This window comes from Moraxella porci DSM 25326, assembly GCF_002014855.1.
GTDB lineage: Bacteria > Pseudomonadota > Gammaproteobacteria > Pseudomonadales > Moraxellaceae > Moraxella > Moraxella porci.
In genome coordinates this window covers 70,501-95,379 of the sequence record NZ_MUYV01000006.1, presented here as the reverse complement: position 1 = coordinate 95,379, position 24,879 = coordinate 70,501, and the positions used below count along the sequence as shown (strand labels likewise).

General features: G+C 47.7%; 23 protein-coding genes. 15 read left to right on the top strand and 8 right to left on the bottom strand.

Annotated elements, in window-relative coordinates:
- Positions 1–569 precede the first annotated feature (569 nt).
- Positions 570–968, bottom strand: coding sequence for an ATP synthase subunit I (locus B0681_RS05915; RefSeq protein ID WP_158077925.1), 399 nt, complete (start codon positions 966–968; stop codon positions 570–572).
- A gap of 126 nt (positions 969–1,094) precedes the next feature.
- A complete protein-coding gene (locus B0681_RS05910) occupies positions 1,095–2,021 on the bottom strand; it encodes a metal ABC transporter solute-binding protein, Zn/Mn family (protein ID WP_078317829.1) in 927 nt (308 codons plus the stop codon).
- Between the two features lie 583 nt (positions 2,022–2,604).
- Here B0681_RS05910 and B0681_RS05905 point away from each other — a divergent pair.
- The 6 genes from B0681_RS05905 to gluQRS all read left to right on the top strand — a co-directional run bounded on the left by B0681_RS05905 (position 2,605) and on the right by gluQRS (position 7,098).
- Positions 2,605–3,135: a Fur family transcriptional regulator gene (locus B0681_RS05905; RefSeq protein WP_078317828.1), complete on the top strand. Its 531-nt coding sequence runs from the start codon at positions 2,605–2,607 to the stop codon at positions 3,133–3,135.
- Positions 3,116–3,877 (top strand): metal ABC transporter ATP-binding protein, encoded by a 762-nt coding sequence (locus tag B0681_RS05900; RefSeq protein WP_078317827.1) that lies wholly within the window; start codon positions 3,116–3,118, stop codon positions 3,875–3,877. Before B0681_RS05905 ends, B0681_RS05900 begins: the two co-directional genes overlap by 20 nt.
- A gap of 9 nt (positions 3,878–3,886) precedes the next feature.
- Entirely contained in the window at positions 3,887–4,684 is a 798-nt protein-coding gene (locus B0681_RS05895; RefSeq protein ID WP_078317826.1) for a metal ABC transporter permease, read from the top strand.
- Positions 4,677–5,486, top strand: a complete 810-nt coding sequence (locus B0681_RS05890; RefSeq protein ID WP_078317825.1) for a metallophosphoesterase — start codon at positions 4,677–4,679, stop codon at positions 5,484–5,486. Before B0681_RS05895 ends, B0681_RS05890 begins: the two co-directional genes overlap by 8 nt.
- A 254-nt stretch (positions 5,487–5,740) precedes the next feature.
- On the top strand, positions 5,741–6,160 hold the full coding sequence (dksA, locus tag B0681_RS05885; protein WP_078317824.1) for an RNA polymerase-binding protein DksA: 420 nt from the start codon (positions 5,741–5,743) through the stop codon (positions 6,158–6,160).
- Positions 6,161–6,174: 14 nt separating this feature from the next.
- Complete coding sequence (gene gluQRS, locus B0681_RS05880) at positions 6,175–7,098, top strand: tRNA glutamyl-Q(34) synthetase GluQRS (RefSeq protein ID WP_078317823.1); 924 nt, start codon at positions 6,175–6,177, stop codon at positions 7,096–7,098.
- Between the two features lie 165 nt (positions 7,099–7,263).
- Here the strand turns inward: gluQRS and B0681_RS05875 are convergent, their stop codons facing one another.
- On the bottom strand, positions 7,264–7,809 hold the full coding sequence (locus B0681_RS05875) for a porin family protein (RefSeq protein WP_078317822.1): 546 nt from the start codon (positions 7,807–7,809) through the stop codon (positions 7,264–7,266).
- Between the two features lie 513 nt (positions 7,810–8,322).
- Here B0681_RS05875 and B0681_RS05870 point away from each other — a divergent pair.
- A complete protein-coding gene (locus B0681_RS05870) occupies positions 8,323–9,024 on the top strand; it encodes a phosphoglycolate phosphatase (RefSeq protein ID WP_078317821.1) in 702 nt (233 codons plus the stop codon).
- Between the two features lie 24 nt (positions 9,025–9,048).
- On the opposite strand, the gene B0681_RS05865 is transcribed toward B0681_RS05870, so the two are convergent.
- On the bottom strand, positions 9,049–9,558 hold the full coding sequence (locus tag B0681_RS05865) for a DUF4442 domain-containing protein (protein WP_228143873.1): 510 nt from the start codon (positions 9,556–9,558) through the stop codon (positions 9,049–9,051).
- 112 nt (positions 9,559–9,670) lie between these two features.
- Between B0681_RS05865 and uvrC the strand changes: the two genes are divergently transcribed.
- Positions 9,671–11,527 (top strand): excinuclease ABC subunit UvrC, encoded by a 1,857-nt coding sequence (gene uvrC / locus B0681_RS05860; protein WP_078317819.1) that lies wholly within the window; start codon positions 9,671–9,673, stop codon positions 11,525–11,527.
- A gap of 52 nt (positions 11,528–11,579) precedes the next feature.
- Here uvrC and B0681_RS05855 read toward each other — a convergent pair whose 3' ends face one another.
- Together B0681_RS05855 and B0681_RS05850 are read right to left on the bottom strand one after the other, a co-directional pair.
- Positions 11,580–13,124: a pyridoxal phosphate-dependent decarboxylase family protein gene (locus B0681_RS05855; RefSeq protein WP_078317818.1), complete on the bottom strand. Its 1,545-nt coding sequence runs from the start codon at positions 13,122–13,124 to the stop codon at positions 11,580–11,582.
- A 132-nt stretch (positions 13,125–13,256) separates the two neighbouring features.
- Positions 13,257–14,618, bottom strand: coding sequence for a diaminobutyrate--2-oxoglutarate transaminase (locus B0681_RS05850; RefSeq protein WP_078317817.1), 1,362 nt, complete (start codon positions 14,616–14,618; stop codon positions 13,257–13,259).
- 312 nt (positions 14,619–14,930) lie between these two features.
- On the opposite strand from B0681_RS05850, the gene queE reads away from it, so the two are divergent.
- The 4 genes from queE to B0681_RS05825 all read left to right on the top strand — a co-directional run bounded on the left by queE (position 14,931) and on the right by B0681_RS05825 (position 18,394).
- On the top strand, positions 14,931–15,653 hold the full coding sequence (queE, locus tag B0681_RS05840; protein ID WP_078317815.1) for a 7-carboxy-7-deazaguanine synthase QueE: 723 nt from the start codon (positions 14,931–14,933) through the stop codon (positions 15,651–15,653).
- Positions 15,654–15,681: 28 nt separating this feature from the next.
- Positions 15,682–16,644: a multidrug resistance efflux transporter family protein gene (locus tag B0681_RS05835; RefSeq protein WP_078317814.1), complete on the top strand. Its 963-nt coding sequence runs from the start codon at positions 15,682–15,684 to the stop codon at positions 16,642–16,644.
- Entirely contained in the window at positions 16,645–17,277 is a 633-nt protein-coding gene (locus B0681_RS05830; RefSeq protein ID WP_078317813.1) for a trimeric intracellular cation channel family protein, read from the top strand.
- Between the two features lie 133 nt (positions 17,278–17,410).
- Positions 17,411–18,394: a bile acid:sodium symporter family protein gene (locus tag B0681_RS05825; protein WP_078317812.1), complete on the top strand. Its 984-nt coding sequence runs from the start codon at positions 17,411–17,413 to the stop codon at positions 18,392–18,394.
- Between the two features lie 80 nt (positions 18,395–18,474).
- Here the strand turns inward: B0681_RS05825 and recJ are convergent, their stop codons facing one another.
- Positions 18,475–20,232: a single-stranded-DNA-specific exonuclease RecJ gene (gene recJ / locus B0681_RS05820; protein WP_078317811.1), complete on the bottom strand. Its 1,758-nt coding sequence runs from the start codon at positions 20,230–20,232 to the stop codon at positions 18,475–18,477.
- A gap of 45 nt (positions 20,233–20,277) precedes the next feature.
- Positions 20,278–21,213, bottom strand: a complete 936-nt coding sequence (ispH, locus tag B0681_RS05815) for a 4-hydroxy-3-methylbut-2-enyl diphosphate reductase (protein ID WP_078317810.1) — start codon at positions 21,211–21,213, stop codon at positions 20,278–20,280.
- A 116-nt stretch (positions 21,214–21,329) separates the two neighbouring features.
- Between ispH and gmk the strand changes: the two genes are divergently transcribed.
- From gmk to B0681_RS05800, 3 genes are all read left to right on the top strand, one after another.
- Entirely contained in the window at positions 21,330–21,941 is a 612-nt protein-coding gene (gmk, locus tag B0681_RS05810; protein WP_078317809.1) for a guanylate kinase, read from the top strand.
- A 159-nt stretch (positions 21,942–22,100) separates the two neighbouring features.
- On the top strand, positions 22,101–22,373 hold the full coding sequence (gene rpoZ, locus B0681_RS05805; RefSeq protein ID WP_078317808.1) for a DNA-directed RNA polymerase subunit omega: 273 nt from the start codon (positions 22,101–22,103) through the stop codon (positions 22,371–22,373).
- A 264-nt stretch (positions 22,374–22,637) separates the two neighbouring features.
- The gene (locus tag B0681_RS05800) at positions 22,638–24,833 is read left to right on the top strand and encodes a RelA/SpoT family protein (RefSeq protein WP_078317807.1); all 2,196 of its coding nucleotides are present in this window, start codon (positions 22,638–22,640) and stop codon (positions 24,831–24,833) included.
- Positions 24,834–24,879: the final 46 nt, after the last annotated feature.

The following is a 24,879-nucleotide window of genomic DNA, read 5'->3' as shown; positions in this document are numbered from 1 at the left end:
TTACTCGAAAAAGAAAAATTGGAGATAAACGCCAAATCAAAAAACGAAGTTACTATTCAACACTCTCAATCCATTGCAGCCGACCAAAATGATATAAACCAGTTCGGTGTATTTCCCTTGTCCGTCATTTTTCGACAAATTCCATACTTGGCATTGATTTAAAAAATCAATCAATTTCATAAAGGATTATGAAAATCGTAACAATAAATTGCACTTGTAACTAACAGAGTATCTTACTTGAGTGTTGGCAATATGTAAAGAGCTAAACGATATTTTATTGCCGAAATTTTGCAAATTTATGGTAAAAATGCATAATTTTATCGAATTTTTCGTCAAAAAATTTTGGTATCAAGCTATTTTCAAGAATTTTGTCAATGTTTACTAAATCTAGCGTCTTATCGCTTCGTATCATCAAATCAAATAAAATCTTACTGGATTATGATGAAATTTGATGCCAGCTAACATAGCCTTTGGCTGGAGATGATCATAACGAATGATTGATATTTTTGATACAAGCATTCAGAGTGTGGATTTATTTGGGGCGATCTAAGGGTTAAGCCAATGAGCGATCACTTAAGGTGCATAAGCCCGATCGCCTGACTGATCTGCATAAGGATAAAGCCCGCGATCACCGAAGGCGCATGAATCGGCGTCAAAACCAAAAAAATCAACGCAAAACCTGCGATGCTGATCAGCCATTTGATGACCATGCCAAGATAGGTATTTAGCATGATCTGCTTGGCATATCGAGCGCCCACCGTGTGATAAGCCACCACTGTAAATGCACTTTGTGCGACAAATGATAGCATTGCACCTGCCGCCGCGCCTTTGGCGATCAGCCACTGGCCATCTGCTGTGATCAGACTGATGATCACAGCAAGCGCCACAAGCGCGATGAGCGACCACAGTTGGCGGTATTGGGTACTGATGGCGGCCGCTTTTTTTGATCGATGAGCTGGGATAGTCATGTGTCGTGCCAAGCCTATGAACTGTAAATAGATGGATGATGCACCAATGATAAGTGGCACATTTGGGTCATTATAAGCCCGATGCTCATGACAGGCAAGTGCCATTAAGCTCATACAACTGCTGAATTATGCCTTGTTCACTGTATGCCCGACGCACGCCTGCAATGCACGCGCCTGCATCAGCCAAGCGCTGATAAAATCCTCGCCTAAGCCACTTAAGTCTTCTTGGAGTATGGTGACAGTGACATTGCCCAGTTTATTTTTTATGCCATCAGAGACGCTGCTTTGGGCTGCCAAGCACATCTGTGCTTGTGGTCGCGTGTCATTGAGCCATTTAAACTGTGAGGCTTTGGGATTTAGGTGATGATCAGGGGTCAATGCGCCAGCAAAGCGCAGTCCTGCCGCAGACTCAAGATACTGAAAAGCATCATGATACGCCCAATACGGCTTGCTGCTTGGTACTTGAATGCTGAGCACAGCTGCATCCATGCGCGCCTGAAAATCGGCTGCATTTTTGGCATAATAGGCTTTGAACTGGGGATTGGCATGGCCATGCACCACCGCCAAAGCACGCACGATGGCTTTTGCATTTTCAGGGTTTAACCAAATATGCGCATCTTCACTCTGCGAGCGCGCCGTGCCATCAATCTGGCGCAATGGTAAGCGCTCAAAGGCATTGAATTTTAATAATGAGATGGCATTGGGCGCATCCGCCAAGGATTTGACCAAATTTTGCTCTAAGGATTCCCCAAACCACACCACATAGTCACTGTCCTCAATGAGCTTAACCTTACTTGGCGATAATGAACCATGATGACCGACATCGCCTGCATCCAGTAGCACCTGTGCATCGTGCTGGCCTTGAGTCACCTCATGGCTTAGCAGCGCAAGTGGATAATTACTGACACTGACCACGCCAGCTTGGGCAGCATAACACAGCAGGCCGCCCACTGCCAAGGCGCTTTTTAGCAGGGTTTTTTTAGATAAAGCACGCAAGCGTTGAGTGATGGCCAAGGCGGTGTGAGATTTTTGGGTGTTGGATAATTTATTCATATCATCATTAAAAAAAGGTCAAAAGCTTAACTTAATCGATTAACAGCATTGCATCAATCATGCCATCCAAGCAGTCAAGCTTGTATCATATTTTATTAAATTTATAAAATAACAGCACATTTGGCAAAGCATCATCTGCGCAAAGAGCCATTATAGCACAGATCCAGCGCACTCATATCACTTCGATGATACACGGATAAGCAGCACCTGTGGAGCATTTGTTATTATATAACACCATAACCAAAAGCACCAGCGCTTTATTTTGACTGTCTAAACACTAAAGAATCATATCTGTACACGCTCAAGGGCGCATGCGATGCACTACAAAGGATTGAGTGCTTTGGCTCAGCATCTTATGCTTACAATATTTACACACAATGCTGCTGTGTTTTGGCTGACTTAATGTGGTCATCTTTCAAAAATATGGGTATAATAGCAGGTTTATGAGCTATAACATAACGACAAGATCCATTGCAATGAGCACTGGCAGACGGCGGTGATTCTCATTGTACCGATTGGCGTTATTTGGTGATGCGTTTTGGTGGGCAATCCCCAAAGCCATCCTTGTTTTAAGAAGAAATTTATGCACAGAAGTAACACCTCGGACTGTCATCATTCAGATTGTCACCACCATAATGTGCATCATGCACACGGCAATGTCGAGCAGCGTCTGGCCGATGCCAAAGCGCACTGTCTGGCACGCGGTGCGCGATTTACGCCGCTGCGCGAAGAAGTCTATTCGCTGATTTTGTCTGCTGCCAAGCCTATGGGTGCTTATGATCTGATCAGCGCCTTACAAGCCAGTCGCCAGATGGATGGCTCTGATAAGCGCACCAACATCGCACCGCCGACGGTGTATCGATCACTGGAGTTTTTATTGAGCGAAGGCTTGATTCATCAGCTGTCGTCCATGAACGCCTATGTACCCTGCTGCCATCCCAGAGCGGCGCACGCAGCGGCATTTTTAATTTGTCAAAAATGTGAAAAAGTCGAAGAGTGCAGCAACATACCTGTCGATGAGATCATGAATTTTGCCGCTAATGATGCCAAATTCACCGTCGAGAGAAGCGTCATCGAATTAAAAGGCATCTGCCGTGACTGCAACACTCAGTGATCAAGCCATCATTTTAGATCTCAATCAAGTCAGCTATCGCGTCAGTGATGGAGATCTGGTGAGCCGCGTCAGTATGACCATTCACGCCGATGAGATGATCAGTCTAATCGGCCCAAATGGTGCTGGCAAATCCACCTTGGTAAAGCTGATCTTAGGACTGCTCAAACCCAGCAGTGGCAGCATCACCAAAAACACGCGCGACATCAGTTATGTGCCGCAGCGTTTTGATGTGCCTGCGATTTTGCCGCTTCGTGTGATGGATTTGCTTAAGCAAGCCAATCCCAAGAAACTCACTGCCGAGCAAAAAGATCATCTGTTTACCCAGCTGTCGATCGCGCCCTTGTTAAATAAGCAGCTAAAACATCTGTCTGGTGGCGAAACTCAGCGCGTACTGCTGGCTCGCGCCCTGCTTGATCGCCCTAAGCTGTTGATCTTAGATGAGCCGATGCAAGGGCTAGATCCTGAAAGCGAAAGCTGGCTGTATCAATTTTTGGATACGCTGCCTGATTTTCTGCGCTGTGCAATGCTCGTTGTTTCGCATGATCTGCACTGGGTAATGAAAGGCTCTCGCCGCGTCATTTGCCTAAATAAGCATATCTGCTGCCAAGGCGTGCCAAGCCAAGTGGCTGTTACGCCTGAGTTTGTTCAGTTATTCGGCTATCAAGCTCCATATATCCATCAACACACCCACTGTGAACATCATCTTGACCACGATCATCCCGATCACAGTCACCGCTTATAAGTATCACACATGAATCAATGGCTGCCCATCATCGCCCCTGCTTGGATTGCAGGATCACTCATCGCTTTATTATCAGCGCCTTTGGGCTGTTTGGTACTGTGGCGGCGCATGGCGTTTTTTTCCGATACCTTGGCGCATGGCGCATTGTTGGGCGTGGCGTTGGCTGTTTGGCTACAGCTGCCGACAGACCTTGGCATCGGCATCATCAGTATTTTGGTGATCATCGCATTGACAATATTAAAAGACAAACGCTTGCCCAATGACGCCATCTTGGCGGTGCTGGCATCGACCTTGTTATGCCTAGGTCTATTGACACTCACGCAGCTGACGCAGCAACAGGCCAATGTTTTGGGCTTTTTGTTTGGTAGTCTTCTTGACATTGATTGGGCAGATTTGCCAAGATTGGCGGTGATGATTTTTGTTGGTCTGATCATATTGGCCAGCATCTGGCAAGCTCAAGTTAAGCTTGCCACCTCTGAGGCGCTTGCCCAAATCCAAGGCATCAATCCTCTACAGCAGCATGTGTTTTTTATGGGCCTTTTGGCCGGCTTTTGTGCGGTTGCGCTACAGGCGGTCGGCAGTCTGTTGATCAGCGGCCTGTTGATTTTACCTGCATTGATCGCGCGATTATTCGCCACCTCCCCAAAAGCCATGGTGCTGATGGCAATGCTGTTCGCTCAAGTCGCCGTCACTGTTGGCATCTGGGGCAGCGTGTGGCTGGATATCCAAACAGGTCTTGCCATCGTGCTGATGCTCTCGATCGGATTTTTTGGCACCTTTATCCTCAAAAAATTCCATCATGACTGATTTGATCACCCCACCAACCTGCTTGCGCATCGCACAGCTGTCTGACTTTCACTTAACTGGACGCATCGGAGACGCGCCTAGCTATCGCAGATTTTTGAAGGTGTTGGATCTGGCCAAAGCTCACCAGCCTGATTTATGGCTACTCACAGGCGATCTGGTCAATGACGGCAACAGCGAGGCTTATGATTGGCTGTTTGCACAGTTTTCAGACTTTGGCGCGCCATATTTTGCCATCGCAGGCAATCACGATGTGACTCATGAGATCGGCATTGGCCTGCCTTATGATCAGCGGCTGCACTTGCCACTGACGCCAGATGCGCGCCTGTTAGACTGTCATCATCACAAGCTAGATGCTGTCGGCTGGCAGCTATTGATGCTAAACTCTGCCATCAGCGGTCAGACCCATGGCGCTATCACAGCCTCGGCACTGACTTGGCTGGATCAGACGCTACAACAAGATACCTCGCCGGCCCTCATCGCGCTACATCATCATCCGCTGCCCGTCGGCTCAGCTTGGATCGATACTTTGGCACTGTCAAATACCGATGACTTTTGGAAGATCATTGACAAACATCCTCATGTCCAAGCCATCGTCTGCGGCCATGTACATCAAGCATGGCAGCTACAGCCAGCCATCAGCCACCCTGTCCAGCTGCTCACCTGCCCATCGACCGATCGTCAATTTGCGCCGCAGATACAGACATTCGCCATCGATGACATCGCAGCAGGCTTTCGCATGATACAGATTGATAACACAGGGGCACTATCAAGTTACATAAAAAGACTGCAAAATACCTGCTAATTTTGGCTTTCATCTATGCTGTGCATGATGGCCAAACGAAGAGATGGGCTAATCGACCCCAAAGCTGGCGTTTTTGACGCCATTGGTGGTTGATTTTCCTTTTTAGATTAATTTTCTTGTTAATTAATTCCAAATCGGCATTAGCCATTTGCACCTTTTTTTGATACAGTATTTGAGTTTTTGCCGCCAAGCGGCTTTTTGAAAGCTAAAAGCTTATTTGCTGAACGCTTGCCCACCCATAAGGATTACACGGGATGTCAGACGCAGCCACTTTTACCCCTTATCAGCCAACCAAAGATGAAGATTATATGTCTGATGCACAGTTGGCACATTTTCGCACCATCCTAAAAAACTGGCGCGAAGAATTAGTCACTGAAGCTGAGCGCACCAAGGCTTATATTCATGAAGAAACCAACACCATGCCAGACATCAATGATCGCGCCACGCAAGAAGAAGAGTTTGCGCTGGCACTGCGCACACGCGATCGCGAACGCAAATTGATCCGTAAAATTGAAAAGTCATTGGCCGAGATCGAGACTGGTGATTATGGTTTTTGTGAGACTTGCGGCACTGAGATCGGACTTCGTCGCCTAGAAGCACGACCAACCGCCACCCAGTGCATCGACTGCAAGACCTTGTCAGAAATCAAAGAAAAGCAAAACCACGGCCAATAATCCATCGCCCACCGATGACTGCCGCTTTGATTGGGCGCTTTGCTCCCTCTCCGACTCATCATCTACACTTAGGCTCGCTGACGACTGCCGTAGCGAGCTTTTGTCATATCAAGTCACTGGGTGGTCAGTGGCTACTGCGCATCGAGGATGTCGATTTTGAGCGTTGCAAGTTTGAATATGCCGACAGCATTTTATATGATCTGGACGCGCTTGGACTGCACTGGGATGGTGAGGTGGTGTATCAGTCGGATCGAGCAGCGATTTATGAGGCAGTTTTGCACGAGCGATTATCTCAGATCAGCTATGCTTGTCATTGCTCACGCAAACAGCTTGATGCTCATCGACTATCCAACCCTATACCGCACGGCCTAAATAGCCCCATCATCTATCCGCGCCTGTGTCTGCATAAGCACCACGACTGGCAACACCCTGACAGCAAAATCCGCCTACAGCTACCCGATGTGATGACGGCGTTTGTCGATGGTATCCAAGGGGTGATTTGGGATAATCCTGCCAAAAGTCTCGGTGATGTCGTGGTCAAGCGCCAAAATCAGATGTTCAATTATATCCTAGCCTGTGCCATCGATGATGGACTACAAGGCATCACCCACATCATGCGTGGGATTGATATCATGCCGATGACAGTGGCGCAGATTGATATTTTAAAGCTGTGTCAGCTGCCCGTGCCAAGTTATTTTTATCATCTGCCGCTGCTTTATGGCGACAATGGTCAAAAGCTCTCCAAACAAAATCTGGCCGCACCGATTGACACCACGCAGCCATCTGCCCTGCTGTATCAGGCACTGACGCTGCTAGGTCAAGACACCACGCCCGAGATGCTCTTTGCCACGCCAAGTGAGATTTTGGGGCATGCTATCACTCATTGGGATCATACGCCGCTGATGCATCAGCATAAGCTGCCCAGTAATATATCGTGATAAAACATCTTGATGGCTACTCAGATACCTTTGTGTCGCTGCCCTGTCCTCATAGGCATTTAATCCAGATAAATAAAAAGACCTCAGGTTATCCCCGAGGTCTTTATTAGTCTCATATGGCCAAGATTTGGTCTGATGAGCCAGCTGTATCATCAGATGCTCTGATTAGAAAGTCAGGTGTGCACCCAGACCGATCATGGTCGCATCTTTAGATAGGTAGTTGTAGCTAGCTTCTACGCCCACATTTGAAGTTGGCTTATAACCGATGCCTACACCACCTGCTAGGCTAGTCTTGTCGCTGTTGACATTATGTTGGATTGCAGAACGGCTATTCACATCCACTTCAGTCTTAGCCACGCCCAATTTGCCTTTGGCATAAAATGGGGTATTGATGAAGTTGTAGTTATAAGTGCCATAGACGCCATAAGACTTCACATCACCTTCTACTGGAAGATTGCCGATATTAAAATCTTTGCTGTCAGAACCGATAAACTCAGCTTCTACACCGAAGTTTTGATCGAAGTTATAGCCGCCATACACGCCATAAGCAGTGTTGTTGCCATCGATTTGGTCAGCATCGATTTGACCAACTTTTACGCCCACATAAGGCTGTGCTGCTGCTGTGCTGCCGTAGCTGATCGCAGCATTGGCGCTCATAACCATCAATGAAGATGCTGAAAGTGCTAGTAGAGTTTTTGATAGAGTTTTCATCGTTTTTCTCCTTTTGGTTGACTTTATCAGACTTTGGATGAGTTATCCGCCGTCTTAAACGATGGGTTCATAGTAACAAAATATTTCGGTTTGACTGTGCGTGTTTTATAGGCACTGTGTAAAGTTTTGCAAAAAATCCACCCATAGCAGTAAAAAAATCGGATATTTTGCAATAAATTGTTGCAATTATCTCTAAAGGCGCGTATTTTTTCGCCATTATTACCCGATTTCACCACTGATTTTGGATAAAATTGGTTTAGATGGCGAATTTTTATTGATAATTTGATCGCTGATACCGCAAAAGTCATCATCTGGGCAAAATTTTTTTGGATTTTTATCATAGTCCTGATAAAAATCCGCCATCATCGCTATATATCAATGATAATTGGCCGAATTGTTACTTGGCAAATGATTTTTAGCCAAAATTAAGCGCCTGTGTTACAATCAAGTTTGGCGGATCATTGGTGACAAAGCTGTCAATGACTGATATGACATCTGTTTTTTAGGATTACTATGACTACTACCCAAAAAAAGAATACCACTCAAAAAACACTGGTCATTTTTGATCTAGATGGAACACTCATCGACAGCGCGCCCGATCTGGCTGCTGCCATCAATCGGATGTATGCCAAGCTGTCACTGCCCGACATGCCCATCGAGACCATCAAAAGCTGGGTGGGCAATGGCTCGCTTAAGCTGGTTGAGCGCGCACTGGCAGCCCATGGAATCGAGGCCAACAAGCTTGATGAGGCGCATGAGATATTTTTGGGAGAGTATGCTGCTTGTAGCACCGATGCGACAGTGGCTTATGATGGCGTATCCTTGGGCATCGCGCAGCTACAGGCTGCAGGATTTCAGCTTGCGATCTGCACCAATAAGCCTGCGCGCTATCTGCCTGAGATCTTGGCGCACTTTGGTTGGCAGACAGCGTTCGATGTGGTGCTTGGTGGCGACGCTCTGGCGCTAAAAAAGCCCGATCCAGCGCCATTATTACACATCTGTGAAAAGCTGGGTGTAGCACCAGATGCTGCCATCATGGTCGGCGATTCAAAAAATGACATCCTAGCAGGTCAAGCAGCAGGCATGATGACGCTGGCGCTGCGCTATGGCTATAATTATGGTGAGCCGATCGATCAGATGCATCCTGATGCAGCCTTTGATGACTTTGATGCGCTGACAGATTATCTGCTGATGATGGCACCGATCAAAGCATAGCAAGCAGTCAAAGTATCACCCGTCCTAGGATATCAGGCGGATCATCAGGCTTTTGGTGACTTTGGCGATGGGTTTTTGATGGGCATCGCTGATGAGTATTTCATAGCTGCGCATCACGGTGCCTTGTTTGGTCTCATGGATAATATCCATCACCTCGGTGGTGTCGATGCGTATGCGTGCGGTGACAGTGCTGTGCGCCTCTGCCAAAAATTCAATCTGCAGCGAATGATCACTGACCTGATAAGCGCGACCCAAGCGATGGCTTAAGATCAATTTTAAGAATGGCTCGGTCATCATCAGCATACTGCCTGTAAACTGTGCACCGTCCAAAGATTTATTTAGGCGAGTCAATGGCATGCTCACGACACACAGCCCATTATCCAAATCCATCGTCTGCACTCGGATGCCCGCGCCAACAAATGGCGCAAAAGCATTCAATCGACCCTTAAGTAGGTGCGGCAACAGCTGCGGATAGGTGGTCTTTTTGCCTTGCTTGATCAGCTTATCCAGCTTTGACTTGATACGGGTGAACACGATCGCACTCCAATGCTAACGATACTGCCTAAAACGACTTGAAAAATGCCTCATTTTGCCACAGATACACAGCAAAAGAAAGATAAATTAAAAGACATCCAAAGACACCGCCATGACTCATGAATCACAGCTTCACCCAAACGAATCCACCACCGACAAAAAACAGCGCCTAAAAGCACTGGTGCAGGCACTACCCAATCTGCCCGGCGTCTATAAAATGCTGAATAAATCAGGTGAGATCTTATATGTCGGTAAAGCCAAATCACTCAAAAACCGCGTGAACAGCTACTTTGCCAAAACCATCGAGCATCCAAAAACCCAAGCTTTGGTGCAGCGCATCGATGACATCGAGATCATCATCACCCGTAGCGAAACTGAGGCGTTGCTGTTAGAACAAAACCTCATCAAAAACCACAGACCGCCTTACAACATCATCCTAAGAGATGACAAATCCTATCTATACATCTATGTCAGCACCGATAAATTTCCGCGCCTAGGCATCGGACGCGGCAAGGGCAATCATGTGCAAGGCAGATTCTTCGGCCCTTATCCATCGGCACACAGCGCCAAAGAATCACTGCTGCTGATGCAAAAGCTATTCATGCTTCGAAGCTGCACCAACAGCTTTTTTAAGCTGCGTAAGCGCCCGTGTCTGGAATATCAGATCAAGCGCTGCAAGGCACCGTGTGTCGGGATGGTCTCTTATGATGAATATGCTGCCGATGTCGAGGCGGCGCTGGCGTTTTTGCAAGGCAATTCCAATGCGGTGCAAAGCATCTTGATCGAAAAGATGGAATCGGCCGCCGAACAGCTCAACTTCGAACAGGCGGTGTTTTATCGTGATAGACTGACCATGATCAGTGATCTACAAGCCAGACAAGCGGTGTTTCGCTTATCGGGTGAGGCGGATGTGTTCGCCATCAGTGAGCGCTCTGGCGTGGTAGTGGTGCATGTTTTGACGGTGCGTGGCGGGCAGGTGTTAGGCGGCAAAAACTATTTCCCCGATGACATCGCGCCTGATGCCAAAGACATATCCGAGCGACTCAGCGAGTTTTTGTTGTCGTTTTATTTTCAGATCGGTGATGATCTGCCCAGTGAGATCATCACCTCCGTGGCACTGCCAGACAGTGAGGCCTTGGCAACTGTGCTGTCAGAACGCTTCGATAAGCGCACCACCATCAAGCACCGCGTCATCAAGCACCGCGATGACTGGCTGTCGATCGCCAGTCTCAATGCCAATAACGCCCTATCCACCAAGCTAAAAGACAAAAAAGAGCTGCAGGCGCGCTTTGGTCATCTACAAGCGGTACTCACTCCCATCACCAGTGACACCATCGATCGCATCGAGTGCTTTGACATCAGTCATACGATGGGCGAGGCTGCCATCGGCTCGTGCGTGGTGTTCGACCAAGGCGGCATGCGTAAGCGCGACTATCGCCAATATGCCATCCATGACATCACAGCAGGTGATGACTATGCCGCCATGCGCCAAGTGCTGATGCGCCGATATAGCAAGCATCCGCTGCCCGATCTTTTACTCATTGATGGCGGCAAAGGGCAGCTGAACATCGCCAAAGAGGTACTCGATGAGCTTGGTAAACTCAATGATACACTGCTCGTCAGTGTCGCCAAAGGTGAGGGACGCAAAGCAGGTCTGGAAGTGCTGCACTTCATCGATCATGAGCCGCTGGATCTGTCTGCTGATCATAAGGCGCTACATCTGATCATGCAGATCCGTGATGAGGCGCACCGCTTCGCCATCACCGCCCACCGAAAAAAACGCGATAAAAAACGCGCAAGCTCGGTGCTTGAAGTCATTCCTGGTCTTGGTCAGACGCGCCGCCGCAGCTTATTAAATCACTTCGGTGGCATGCAGCAGCTACTGGGCGCATCCCAAGATGAGATCGCACAGGTCAAAGGCATCGGCGGCATGCTGGCAGCAACCATCTATAAGGCGCTGCACGACTAAAAAACCGCCTTTATCATAAAAGGCGGTTTGTGCGGACTTGATGATAAGCAAATCAGTCAATCGGTGGTGTGTAGTTGCCACTTACGATGTCATCTTTGATGCGTTCGGCTTCGGCGAGTACTTGAGCGAGCAGTGCTTGCACATTTTCAAGTGTCGCAACTGGGCTTAGTGTCGTCATCTTGAACGACTGCACATCTTGATGCGCATCAATCACGCGAGTCACGCCGATATTCGCTTCACCACGAGCAAATAGCTCATCAGCGACATTTTGGTTCAAGCTATCAATAAACTCAGCTGGATAACCTGCTGGCACGACACGGAATAGCACCGATGCAAATTGTGGCTCCACCAACAATTCAAGCCCATCGGTCTCCTTGATATACTCAGCCACTTGGCGAGTCAGCTTCACCCCATGGTCAATCATCGAGCCGTACAACTCTTCGCCCAATGCTTCAATGGTCATCCAAAGTTTCAATGCATCGAATCGGCGTGTGGTTTGTAATGATTTAGAAACAAGATTTGGTACGCCATGCTCTTCATCATAAGCAGAGTTCAGATATTCTGCTTCATAGTGCATAAAGCGATAATTTTTCTCATCTTTTAATAAGAATGCACCACATGAAATGCTTTGGAAAAAGTGCTTATGAAAATCAAGCGTCACCGAATCGGATAACTCAATACCATCCAGCATATCACGATACTCATTGGACAACAACAACGCCCCGCCCCATGCTGCATCAATATGCATCCACGCGCCGAATTTATCGGTCAATGCACGCACCGCCTTTAGATCATCAATCGCACCTGCATCGGTCGTGCCTGCGGTTGCCACCACACAGGCGACGATTTTGCCATCATCTTGCAGTGCTTGCATGGTTTTTTCAAGCGCTGCGATATCAATTTGGGCGTTGTCATTGACTGGTACCGTCACTACCGATTGAAATCCCATACCCATCATCGCCATGTTTTTTTGGACGCTAAAATGGGCATTTTCTGAGCAAATGACTTTCACCTTTTGCATGGCATCGGCAGGGATGCCATCACGCTGTACAGACCATGCTTGTCCATCGCTATTTTGGTAATTTTTGGCGATGCACCAATCACGAGCCAATAATACGCCCATTAAGTTGGATTGTGTACCACCTGAAGTAAAGACGCCAGCCGTGCCGCTACCATAGCCGACCTTTTGGCGTAGCCAGTCAATCAGCTGCACTTCCATTAATGAACCTGCTGGGCTTTGATCCCATGAGTCCATCGATTGGTTGGTGGCATTGATGAGCACTTCAGCGATTTGGCTGGTTACCATCGTTGGGCAATGCAAGTGTGCCAATGAATGCGGATGATGTACCTTTAAGCTTTTATTCAAAAACAGCTCAACAAGTCGCTCAAGCGATGCGTGCACGCCGAGGCCTTCTTTGGTTGGCTCAAAGGCGATTTCTGAGCGAAGTTGCTTAATGCTACCGCCGGTGTACATTTTTTCATTTTTTAGCCACTGGGCGACGGCTTGGGTGGCTTGTGCCATCGCTGATTCATAATCGGCGATTGATTGGGCATCGTTGCACAGTAGGGCTTGTTTGTGTTGGTCAAAAGTTGGCATAATTCACCTTAAATAAATCATTCTATAATTCAACTATGTGCAAGTTAAATTAGCAAGTTAAATGTGCAAAAAGCAGTTGCCATTTGACTGCCAAATGACACTGCTTTTTTTTATGATTGCATCAGCTTATGCTTAGCCACGCACAGCTTTCACTGCTTCATCGACAGCTTTTGTGAAGCGTGCGATGACTTCCTTACACTCATCAGCGGTGATGGTGATTGGGCAAAGTAGTCGTACCACCGTACCGCCACGACCACCACGCTCAAGTAGCAGCTTATTATCAAAGCAGGCTTTTTGGATCGCTGCGGCAAGCTCGGCATCTGCAGGGTATGAGCCCATGTGGTCAGCAGCTTTACGCTCATCGACGATTTCAATACCTGTCATCAGACCACGGCCACGCACATGACCGATACATGGATACTGTTCTGCGACTTTCTTAAGTTCAGCGCGTAAAAACTCGCCTTGGATGCGAGAGTTCTCAGCTAGGTTGTTTTTGGTGATTTCTTCTAGGACATTATAACCTGCTGCCATGGCAAGTTGATTACCACGGAATGTACCTGTATGACCTGCTGGCGCCCATGCGTCAAATTTCTTATTGATTGCAAGTACGCACAGTGGCAAACCACCACCAACCGCCTTACTCATCACCACCACATCGGGGGTGATGCCTGCGTGTTCAAAGGCGAACATCTTGCCAGAGCGAGCAAAGCCTGCCTGTACTTCATCTAGGATAAGTACGATGTCATGACGGGCAGTGACTTCACGGATTTTTTGTAGCCATTTGGCAGGTGCTGGGACGACACCGCCCTCACCTTGGATGGCCTCTAGGATGACCGCGGCAGGCTTGACCACACCGCTTTCGACATCTTCGATAAAGTTCTCAAAATAATAAGTCAAGGCATCGACACCTGCTTCACCGCCCAGACCCAGTGGGCAACGGTATTCGTGCGGATATGGCATGAACTGCACGCCTGCCATCAGATTGCCGACTTTTTCTTTGGCAGATAGGTTGCCAGTCATGGCAAGTGAGCCATGCGTCATGCCATGATAGCCACCGCTAAAGGCGATGACATTGTCACGACCTGTATAAGTCTTGGCAAGCTTAATCGCAGCCTCTGTGCCGTCCGCACCTGTTGGGCCACAAAATTGCAGAACGAAGTCTTGTGGGAAAAATGACAACAACTTTTCGGTAAACGCATCTTTGATCGGCGTTGTGATGTCAAGGGTGTGCAATGGCAACCCGCTTTCCAATACATCTTTGATGGCGTTAATCGTAGCAGGATGGTTATGCCCAAGAGCAAGTGTGCCTGCACCAGCTAAGCAGTCAAGGTACTCATTGCCCTCGACATCGGTGATCCAGCAACCTTGTGCTTTGGCGATTGCCAATGGCAGCTTGCGTGGGTAACTGCGAACATTAGACTCCATCTCATTTTGGCGAGTTAGGTAGTATTCATTGGTCGCATCAGTGATTGGTTTTACAGGTGTTGCATTCATAAAACAGCCTTAACAAAGTTTAAGTCGTGGTTATCTTTTCCTATGACTTATGGGTGAAAATGACCAAGTCTATGACTTGAGTGTATGCTTGTTTTCTATCGCAAAAACAAACAAGCGCATGATACGCCTTTTTTTAAAAAATAAAAGCTTTTTTTGCCAAATTGCCAAACTTTTTTGTAACAAGGCGGATTTTAACAATCATCACACACTTGCCATATTTACTTACGCTTTTTAGCGATTGATATAGATGATTTTATAGAAATTTTATGGCAATTTCGTTAAAATAGCCAATTTAATTGACACACCAGTACAATGACCATCACCGACCCACTTCGCAACACCAAAATCCCCACCACCGACCCACAAGCAGGACTGAAGCTCACCGAGATTTTTTATTCACTACAAGGTGAAGCATTGGCATCGGGATTGCCGACGATTTTTATCCGACTGACAGGCTGTCCGCTCCGCTGTACTTATTGTGATACCACTTATTCATTTACAGGTGGTGAGCGTTTTAGCTTAGATGAGATTATTGATCACATCAGCCAATATCCGTGCAAGCGAGTCTGCGTGACTGGTGGTGAGCCTCTGGCACAGCCCAATGCCATCGCTTTGATGGATAGATTATTAAGCTTGGGTTATGAAATCTCGCTGGAGACCGCAGGGGCATTGCCTGTCAAGGATGTCCCTACTGCCGTCTCAAAAGTGATGGATCTAAAGACACCTTCATCCGGTGAGATGGATAAAAATCTGTGGAAGAATTTGGATTATCTCACTCATCACGACCAACTCAAAATCGTCATCGCCGACCGTGCAGACTATGACTGGGCGGTGGCACAGCTACACGCTTATGAGCTCGACAAAAAAGTCGGTACGGTATGGTTCTCGCCAATGTTTGATGTCCATACCGCTCACAAGGGCGAAGTGCCAAGTATGGCAACACAACTGGCCGAATGGATACTGGCTGATGGTTTGCCGGTGCGTTTTGGGCTTCAGCTACACAAAATTATCTGGGCAGATGCCAAAGGTAAATAAATAAACAATCACTCACAAGGATGTCGTGATGTTAAAGCTTATCCTAATCGGTGTGGTCGCGGGGGCATTTTTTAGCTCAACCTTTGTACTCAATGAGCTGATGGCAAGCCAAGGTGGTCATTGGTTTTGGTCGGCATCATTACGCTATGTGTTCATGTGGCTATTGTTATCAGCGATGATTGGCATCAAAAGCGGTGTCGGTACGCTTGTCGGTCTGTGCCGTTTATTTGGCGAGCATTATAAATTTTGGTGCATCGCAGGCGGTATTGGCTTTGGGCTATTTTATGCACCGCTATGCTTTGGCGCGGATCATGCACCTGGTTGGGTGATCGCAGCGACTTTTCAGTTTACGACAGTGGCAAGCCTGATCGTACTTGCACTCTTTGGCGAGACGATCAATAAAAAAGTGATTGCCACCAGCGTGCTGATCTTTGCCGGGGTGGTGCTGACCAATATCGGCGAAGGCTTACATGGCGGTACGACAGGTTCGCTGACGACTTTGCTACTGCTTGGTGCGTTGCCTTGTTTGGTGGCTGGATTTTGTTTTCCGATTGGCAATCAGCTGGTTTGGTATGCTACTCGCCCACCATCGACGCATCCTTTGTTATCCAAAGTACCGCATTTGACCAGCGAGCTGATGGCAAGTCCACTGCACAAGGTATGGCTACTGTCGGCAGGCTCGCTACCATTTTGGTTGGTGCTTGGGCTCATCGTACAGCCGCCGATGCTGGGTGTATCACAAGCGTTTAATGCCCTATTGGTCGCCTTATTTGCTGGTGTCATCGCCACATCGCTATTTTTGTACGCTCGCTCAAAGGCGACGAATGGCGATCAAATCGCTGGGGTCGATGCCACTCAAGCCACCGAAGTGATTTTTTCGCTGATTGGCGGTGTGCTACTACTTGGTACGCCGATGCCATCGGTGATGAGCTGGATTGGCATTGCGATGGTGAGCGTTGGTATTGTGTTATTTTGTCGGATGCAAAGTTAGATGAATTTACCGTTTAGCCCTGAACAAATGATCTATCTACTGGACATGGTCGGCATCATCGCCTGTGCGATTGCTGGTACGACGCTTGCTCTGTATAAGCGATTTGATTTGTTTGGCTGTATCTTGGTGTCGATGGTTAATGCCATTGGTGGTGGCACACTCAGAGATGTGATGCTAGGTCGCCATCCGCTGTTTTGGATGACGGATCTCAGCTATGTCATCGTGATTACACTGACATCGATTTTGGGACAGATGTTTTTTCACCGTCATCAGAAGATTGATGGGATGTTAAAATTATTTGATGCTATCGGTTTGGCAGCGTTTAGTGTGATTGGTCTGACGGTGGCATTATCACTTGATGCACATCCGATCATTGCCATACTAATGGCGGTGATGACGAGTATCGCAGGCGGCATCATGCGTGATATGATCTGTAACGAAATCCCCCTGGTGCTCCAAAAAGAAATCTACATCTCAGCCAGTATCATAGGCTCAGTACTGTATCTGACATTACTGCACTTGGGTGTCGCCGACTGGGTGCGTGAGACGGTGGCACTGATTAGTATCTTTGGCATACGAATGCTGGCGGTGAAGTTTGATTGGCATTTGCCGTCGATACAGTTGAGACGGTGAAATATCACTAGCGGTCAGTTGATACATCAATAAAAAAAGCTTGCATGGTTATAACATCTATTCATTTGAATCAGTCAGAAAATTCACTGATAATACAACGGATAAGTTAAACAGCGATAAAGGATTATACATCATGCCATTTTTGGTTAATGTCAGCCAGCAACTGACTCGTTTTACTGCACTGGTGATCATTGCCGCTGCAATCATTGCCATGATTGAGCCTGCCACTTTTTCTTGGGTAAAAGGTAATGCCCAAATGCTTGTCCTAGGGACAATCATGCTTGGTATGGGGATGACATTAGGCAAGCAAGATTATCAAATCTTAGCCAAGCGCCCTTTGGATATTATGGTTGGCACCATCGCGCAGTACACCATCATGCCATTACTTGCTATCGGTATCAGTAAAATGCTAAATCTATCGGATGGTTTAACATTGGGTTTGGTACTGGTCGGATGCTGCCCCGGTGGCGTATCCTCAAACATCATGAGTTATCTTGCCAAAGGCGATGTTGCATTTTCTGTCGGCATGACAACCGCTTCAACCATTTTGGCACCCGTCATGGCACCGCTATGGATGCTATACTTGGTCGGCGAAACTGTCGCTATGGACGGTTGGGGTATGTTCAAATTTATGCTGATTGTCACCTTATTTCCTGTGCTAATCGGCTCATTTGCCAATATCACCCTACAAAACAAATCATGGTTCGTTGATGTAAGAAATATTATGCCAGGTGTGGCTGTGCTTGCTTTTGCCGCTATCGTAGGTGGTGTGGCAGCCGTACATGGTCATCGATTTTTTGAATCGGCCTTGGTCATGGTCGCTGCCATCGCACTGCATAATATCGGTGGCTATTTGCTGGGTTATTTTTCTGGTGCATTTATGGGAATGAATACCGCCAAAAAGCGTACGCTTGCCATCGAAGTGGGTGTACAAAATGCTGGGCTTGCTACAGGTCTGAGTGCAAAATTTTTCCCTGCCAATGCTGAATCTGCCGTTGCCACTGCGGTTGCTTGTGTTTGGCATTCCATTTCAGGTACTGTACTTGGCAATGCTTTTGCTTGGTGGGATAAAAAGCATTCCAAGACCAGCGTCAAGCTTTCTTCGCGCACTTCCTAATCTAGCAAAAAATGCGACCTGCATCCATCTTAATTGATTTAGCCAATGGCAGGTCGCCATTTTTAAAGTCGCTAACACAACTATGGCATCATGACGATCTGACACACTGCCAAATCCTTAATGATAAGCTGTAAGCTTTGGCTGCCTTGCCATTCGTTGATATCCAGTGTATATAGGATATGTACTCGGCTGGCTCGATAATCCCACACGGACGGCTCGTAGTTGAACCATATCGCATCAATCGGATATTGCACGCCTGCCATCTTCAAGGTCAGCTTTAGATGCTTATCCTTGAGCACTCGATGATTGAGTACTTCAAATTCCCCATCAAAGCTTGGCGGTGCAAAGCCATTGCCCCAGACACTGATTTGCGATAGCGTCTGTGCAAACTGTAAGCTAAACTCACGAGCATCCAAGGCACCATCGGTAAATTGCTCTTCGTGAAATACCGACGCATCAAAGCGATCAATCTCATCGGCAAATGCCTTGGCAAAGGCATCAAAATTGGCTTTTTTGATAGTTAAGCCTGCTGCCATCGCATGACCACCAAAATGCTCAATCAGTGTCGGATGACGCATGGTGACCGCTTCGATGGCATCGCGGATATGGATACCAGCGATTGAGCGCGCTGAGCCTTTGATATAGTCATCTTCGCCGATTTCGTTATTATCCGCAGGCGCAAAAATAATGCTTGGGCGGTACAGCTTTTCTTTGAGCCTGCCTGCGACGATACCGATGACACCTTGGTGCCAATTGTCTTGGTATAGCACGATGGCTTTTGGTGCACCATCAGAGCTATCCGCCATCTGTGGCAGGTTATCAATGATAGCGACGGCTTCATCTTTCATCGTCATCTCAACACTACGCCGTGAATGATTGAGCCTGTTCAGCTCTATCGCTAGGCGGTGCGCTTCGCTCCAGTCATCGGTCAATAGGCACTCAACACCGATACGCATATTATCCATACGCCCTGCGGCATTAATACGGGGTGCAATGGCAAAGCCAAAATCATCACTGGTAATCTTGGCAAAATCACGCCCTGCTTGCTCTAGGATTGCCAAAATCCCCACACAAGCACGCCCCTGTCTGATTTGGGCAAGCCCATGACTGACCAAGATGCGATTATTGCGATCAAGTACACCAAGATCTGCCACCGTGCCAAGCGCCACAAGATCTAGATACTGTGCCACATTCGCCGATGGCTTAGCCAGTGCTTTACGGTGCTTGGCAAGTCGCCCCATGACATAAAATGCCACACCCACACCTACAAGCCATTTACTGCCAAACTCACAGCCCATCTGATTGGGATTGACCACCGCATCAGCAGGTGGTGATGTTTTGGTAGTCAGGTGATGATCAGTAATCACCACCTGTACGCCAAGCTCTGTCGCCTTGGCAACGCCATCATGACTTGAGATGCCGTTATCCACTGTGATGATCAGCTTAGGCTCATATAGCGATACCCCATACTCAACAATCTGTGGCGTCAGACCATAACCGAACTTAAAGCGATCAGGGACCAGAAACTCGACATCCGCCCCCATCTGCCGTAGCACTCGCATCATCAGTGCCGTGCTCGTCGCGCCATCACAGTCAAAATCCCCAACAATCAGAATCTTATCGCCCTGATCAATGGCAGTATCAATCAGCTCAATCGCCTTATTAATCCCCATCAAGCCATCTGCAGGCAATAGATGTGCCACACCGACATCGAGCTCATCGACACTGTGGATATGGCGAGCCTGTAGCACACGAGCAAGCGACGGGAACCCGAGTGCATCAATCAGCGTCTGTGAAGTCGGCTCGGCTAAGCGTGGTGTCAAGGTCAAACGAGTCATGGTTCATCCAGTAGATAGCGATTGGCAAATGCTTGTATCGATTGCTTAAGCTTTGGTCAGTGATTTTGGTAAGCTAAAGGTGACATTCTCTTCGATGCCAGACAGCTCAACTGGCTTATCTGCACCCCATGACTGCAAGGTATCTAGCACTTCTTGGATCAGTACTTCAGGTGCTGATGCCCCTGCCGTGACACCCACATGGCTGACACCATCAAACCATGCTTTATCCATTTGTCCTGCATTATCAATCAGATAGGCGCGCTTGCCCATACGCTCAGCCAACTCTCTTAGGCGATTTGAGTTACTAGAATTGGGACTGCCCACCACAAGCACGACATCACACTCTTTGGAAAGTAGCTTAACCGCATCTTGGCGGTTTTGGGTGGCATAGCAGATGTCATCTTTGCGTGGTGCGTTGATGCTTGGGTATTTGTCTTTGAGTGCATCGATGACCACCGCCGTATCGTCCATCGACAGCGTCGTCTGGGTGACGAATGCCAAATTTTCTTTATCCAAGTCAAGCTTTGCCACATCATCAGCATCTTCGACCAGATGAATACGACCGCCAAAGCTTGTATCAAATCGCCCCATCGTGCCTTCGACTTCAGGATGTCCTGCGTGCCCGATCAAAATCGCATCCATGCCTTCTTTGGCAAATTTCCCCACTTCGATATGCACCTTGGTCACCAGCGGGCAAGTCGCATCAAACACTGTTAAATCACGGCGCGCCGCTTCATCTTCGACTGCCTTGGATACGCCATGCGCCGAAAAAATCACAATCGCCCCATCAGGCACTTCATCCAGCTCTTCGACAAACACCGCCCCACGACTTGCCAAATCTTCGACCACAAACTTATTATGCACCACTTCATGTCGCACATAAATCGGCGGATGAAAACGGCGTAAGGCTTCATTGACAATGGCGATGGCACGATCGACACCTGCACAAAAACCACGGGGATTGGCTAATAAAATTTTCATAATTTTCTCAATAGTTTATCAAAATCACTGTGTGCTATTTTAGCAAATTTCAGCCAATTTGTGCTAAAATATCCTGATTTAAACGCATACTGCGATTTTATCAAAAGGAAATACTCATGTCTGGCAAATTATTCATCATCACCGCCGCTTCAGGCACAGGCAAAACCAGCCTAGTCAAAGAACTGCTTGCCACCACCGACAATCTCACCGTCAGCGTCTCGCACACTACTCGCGCACCCCGCCCTGGTGAGAGTGATGGCGTCCATTATCATTTCACCACGGTGGATGCATTCAAACAAATGATTGATGAATCAGCATTCTTAGAGTACGCCCAAGTATTTGACAACTTCTATGGCACGACATGTCAAGCGGTCGAACGCCTACTGCACGATGGCGTGGATGTCATCCTAGAAATCGACTGGCAAGGCGCGCTACAAGTCAAAGAAAAATTCAGTGATGCGGTGATGATTTTTATTCTGCCGCCAAGCCGTGATGCCTTGCGTTCACGCTTATCAGGTCGTGGTCAAGACAGCGATGAAGTCATCGAAAAACGCCTAGCAGGCTCGCTGACCGAGATGCGTCAATACGACAAATTCGACTATGTTGTCATCAATGATGACTTTGCCGAAGCCTTGGCAGATCTACAAACCATCATCAAAAGCCACCGCCTAAGCCGTGCCACCCAGCAGGTGCGTAATGGCAAGCTGATTGATGCGTTATTTGTCTAATTGATGACTATGATGGCAAAATTTGGTTTGGCTAGATAAGCTTTGGTTGAAATTTTGCCAAGAATTGACAAAAAGCACTTAAAAAAGCCCAAAAAGCTTGCTATAATAAGCGATTATTTTGGGCAAAACCCATTTTTATAACCACATTGAGAGTACACTATGGCACGAGTAACCATTGAAGATTGTCTTGCAAATGTTGATAATCGTTTTGAGCTGATTTTGGTGGCAAGCAAGCGTGCCCGCCAACTTGCTAATGGCAAAGTCGATCCGACTGTTCCTGTGGACAATGACAAGCCGACCGTTCTTGCCCTGCGTGAGATCGCCGCTGGCAATGTCAATCGTGGCATCCTAGATGAGCCAGATGAAGATTTGTTCGCCAAATCGATGCAGTCATATGAGATCACCCCAGAGCAGCTGGGCAATACGCTATAATCGCATCGATCTATTAGCGCATCGATCATAAGCCATGTCATGCATGGCTTTTTTTGTGTCTGTCTGCGCATCGGCGCGGCATCAGGGTCGATGCATCAGATGACTTGAGCATCATCCATCGCCAAATCCACACAAATTCCACAAAATCCGCTTTAGGATATTGACAACACCCCCAATCGATGATTTATTATACAGATTCAAAATGCAAAATCGGGGTCAGCTTGTCATCAGCCGACCAAACATTCACTAGCCAAAAGAGCCACTATGTTAGACAGCTATCATCCACACGACATTCCAACACATCTTAGCCACCCGCTCGTGGATGAAGCCTGTGATAGTCTGATGCGTGCCGTCGCTTACCTTAAGCCTGCTGAGCGTGCGGATGTCCTGCGCGCCTGTCATTTTGGTGATGTAGCTCATATCAAAGATAAACGCAAATCTGGCGAGCCGTATATCACGCATCCGATTGCGGTGGCGGAGATTTTGGCAGGATTTCGCCTAGATCGTGATACCATCATCGCTGCGATTTTGCATGATACCGTCGAAGATACCGAAGTCACCGAAGAGATTGTCACCGCCGAATTTGGCGAAACGGTGGCGCGTCTGGTTGATGGCGTCACCAAGCTTAAGTCCTCTGGGATGAGTAAGCAACAAAGCCAAGCAGCGACTTTTCATAAGATATTGACCGCTACACTCATCGATCCACGAGTACTGATCGTCAAGCTATCCGACCGCTTACACAATATGTCCACGCTCGATGCGGTCAGTGAAGACAAACAAAAACGCACCGCCCGTGAGACCTTGGATTTTTATATCCCATTTGCGCGCCTAATGGGGCTTAATAACATCGCCGACTACATTGAGCTTTTGTGCTATCGCAACCTAAACCCTGCGATGTACAATAAATTCACCGATAAACTGCTGCAGCACGGTCTTGGGCGTAATTTTCAAAAAACCGAAATCAGCACCTATCTACAAAACTTGCTTGGCTATCTCAACCTTGATGGCAATGTCCAAGTACTCGATAACCGCGCCTCGATGTATCGCCAATTTTTTAGAAATCGCGGACAGATCAACCAACTGATCCGCCAATATGATTTTGAGGTCATCTTAAAAGACATTGAAGCTTGTGACAAGTTGGCCAATTATCTCATCGAAAAATACCAAATCAGCAGCCGCCAAATCCACGATAACATCCGCAAACCCTTGGCAGGTGGCAATCAATCACTGACTTTATTCTATGATCGTGATTATAACCACATCAAAATCACACTGATGACGCGTCGCATGCAAGAGTCGGCACGCCTTGGCATCATCAGCAGTGATCGCACCAGTATTAGCCAATCGGTGATCCAAGCAAGCCTACGCAATATGCAAGATCTGGCCAATGCCAGCGAAACCGAAGGCGATGGCGAAAATGCCCACATAGCCATCATCGAAGAGCTGATCAGCTATCTGCACGAACGCAAAATCGTCTGCTACAGCCCACAAGGCCGAGCCTATGAGCTGCCGCGTGGCTCGACAGCACTGGATTTTGCGTATGCCGTCGGCCCTGCCATCGGTAATATCGCCACCGGCGCTGACATCAATAATGAGCATGGCAAGCTCGGTCTAGTGCTTGCTGATGGCGATACGGTGAGTATCGACACTGATAAAGACGCTACGCCCCGTGCTGAGTGGCTCGGCTTTGTGGCGACCAACAAAGCTCGCAGTGAGATTCTAAAATTTTTAAAACATTTACCCGAAGATCAAAAAATCCAGTACGGCAAACAAGCTCTTGATCGCGCCTTGAACACTTATGGCAAATCCATCGATGATTTGAATGACGATGACTGGGCTGATATCATCAAGTGGCGCGGCATTCAGACAGCCGATGAGCTATTTATGCAATTATCGACAGGTGTACTACTGCCACAGCTTGTCGTCTCACGGCTATTTAGCGAAGAAGTCGATACAGCTGATGGCAATGAGATCACTCGCTCCAAGCATTTGCTTGCCGGTATTAAAGGCGTGGAAGTCGATTTTGCACGCTGCTGCAACCCCATCTATGGTGATCACATCGTCGGCCATCTGTCGCGCCAAGGACTTGTGGTGCATCGTCACAAATGCTACTCATTGCAAGCGGTGCGTGCCGATACACCCTATCAGATCATCCAGCTCAACTGGAAGCCTGACAGCGCCTTACAAAATCAGCCCGATGCCCTGCGCTTCCCTGCTATGCTGCGCATCTATGCGATGTTAAACGAAGAGCAAATCAGCCAAGTCATCTATGAGATGCGTGCGCTAAACATCGGTGTCGAGCACACTCATGTCAAAGCTGACGCCAAAGCTGACAAGGACGGTAAAGTCGGCACCACCACCTTACATGTGGTCGTCCGCTCGCGTTCGCACCTTGCTGAAGGCATCGAAAAGCTGCGCACCTTGCTGGGCTATCCGAACATCATGCGCCTATATCAATAAACCAATGACAGACACCCGGCAAGCGATGAAAAATACTTGAAATTGA

Coding starts and splice junctions, on each gene's coding strand:
- B0681_RS05915 (WP_158077925.1), bottom strand. CDS start 968: ATGACTATCCCAGCTCATCGATCAAAAAAAGCGGCCGCCATCAGTACC.
- gluQRS (WP_078317823.1), top strand. CDS start 6,175: ATGACTGCCGCTTTGATTGGGCGCTTTGCTCCCTCTCCGACTCATCAT.
- B0681_RS05905 (WP_078317828.1), top strand. CDS start 2,605: ATGCACAGAAGTAACACCTCGGACTGTCATCATTCAGATTGTCACCAC.
- rpoZ (WP_078317808.1), top strand. CDS start 22,101: ATGGCACGAGTAACCATTGAAGATTGTCTTGCAAATGTTGATAATCGT.
- B0681_RS05830 (WP_078317813.1), top strand. CDS start 16,645: ATGAATTTACCGTTTAGCCCTGAACAAATGATCTATCTACTGGACATG.
- B0681_RS05800 (WP_078317807.1), top strand. CDS start 22,638: ATGTTAGACAGCTATCATCCACACGACATTCCAACACATCTTAGCCAC.
- B0681_RS05835 (WP_078317814.1), top strand. CDS start 15,682: ATGTTAAAGCTTATCCTAATCGGTGTGGTCGCGGGGGCATTTTTTAGC.
- B0681_RS05850 (WP_078317817.1), bottom strand. CDS start 14,618: ATGAATGCAACACCTGTAAAACCAATCACTGATGCGACCAATGAATAC.
- recJ (WP_078317811.1), bottom strand. CDS start 20,232: ATGACTCGTTTGACCTTGACACCACGCTTAGCCGAGCCGACTTCACAG.
- B0681_RS05825 (WP_078317812.1), top strand. CDS start 17,411: ATGCCATTTTTGGTTAATGTCAGCCAGCAACTGACTCGTTTTACTGCA.
- ispH (WP_078317810.1), bottom strand. CDS start 21,213: ATGAAAATTTTATTAGCCAATCCCCGTGGTTTTTGTGCAGGTGTCGAT.
- B0681_RS05910 (WP_078317829.1), bottom strand. CDS start 2,021: ATGAATAAATTATCCAACACCCAAAAATCTCACACCGCCTTGGCCATC.
- B0681_RS05870 (WP_078317821.1), top strand. CDS start 8,323: ATGACTACTACCCAAAAAAAGAATACCACTCAAAAAACACTGGTCATT.
- B0681_RS05895 (WP_078317826.1), top strand. CDS start 3,887: ATGAATCAATGGCTGCCCATCATCGCCCCTGCTTGGATTGCAGGATCA.
- B0681_RS05855 (WP_078317818.1), bottom strand. CDS start 13,124: ATGCCAACTTTTGACCAACACAAACAAGCCCTACTGTGCAACGATGCC.
- dksA (WP_078317824.1), top strand. CDS start 5,741: ATGTCAGACGCAGCCACTTTTACCCCTTATCAGCCAACCAAAGATGAA.
- queE (WP_078317815.1), top strand. CDS start 14,931: ATGACCATCACCGACCCACTTCGCAACACCAAAATCCCCACCACCGAC.
- uvrC (WP_078317819.1), top strand. CDS start 9,671: ATGACTCATGAATCACAGCTTCACCCAAACGAATCCACCACCGACAAA.
- B0681_RS05875 (WP_078317822.1), bottom strand. CDS start 7,809: ATGAAAACTCTATCAAAAACTCTACTAGCACTTTCAGCATCTTCATTG.
- gmk (WP_078317809.1), top strand. CDS start 21,330: ATGTCTGGCAAATTATTCATCATCACCGCCGCTTCAGGCACAGGCAAA.
- B0681_RS05890 (WP_078317825.1), top strand. CDS start 4,677: ATGACTGATTTGATCACCCCACCAACCTGCTTGCGCATCGCACAGCTG.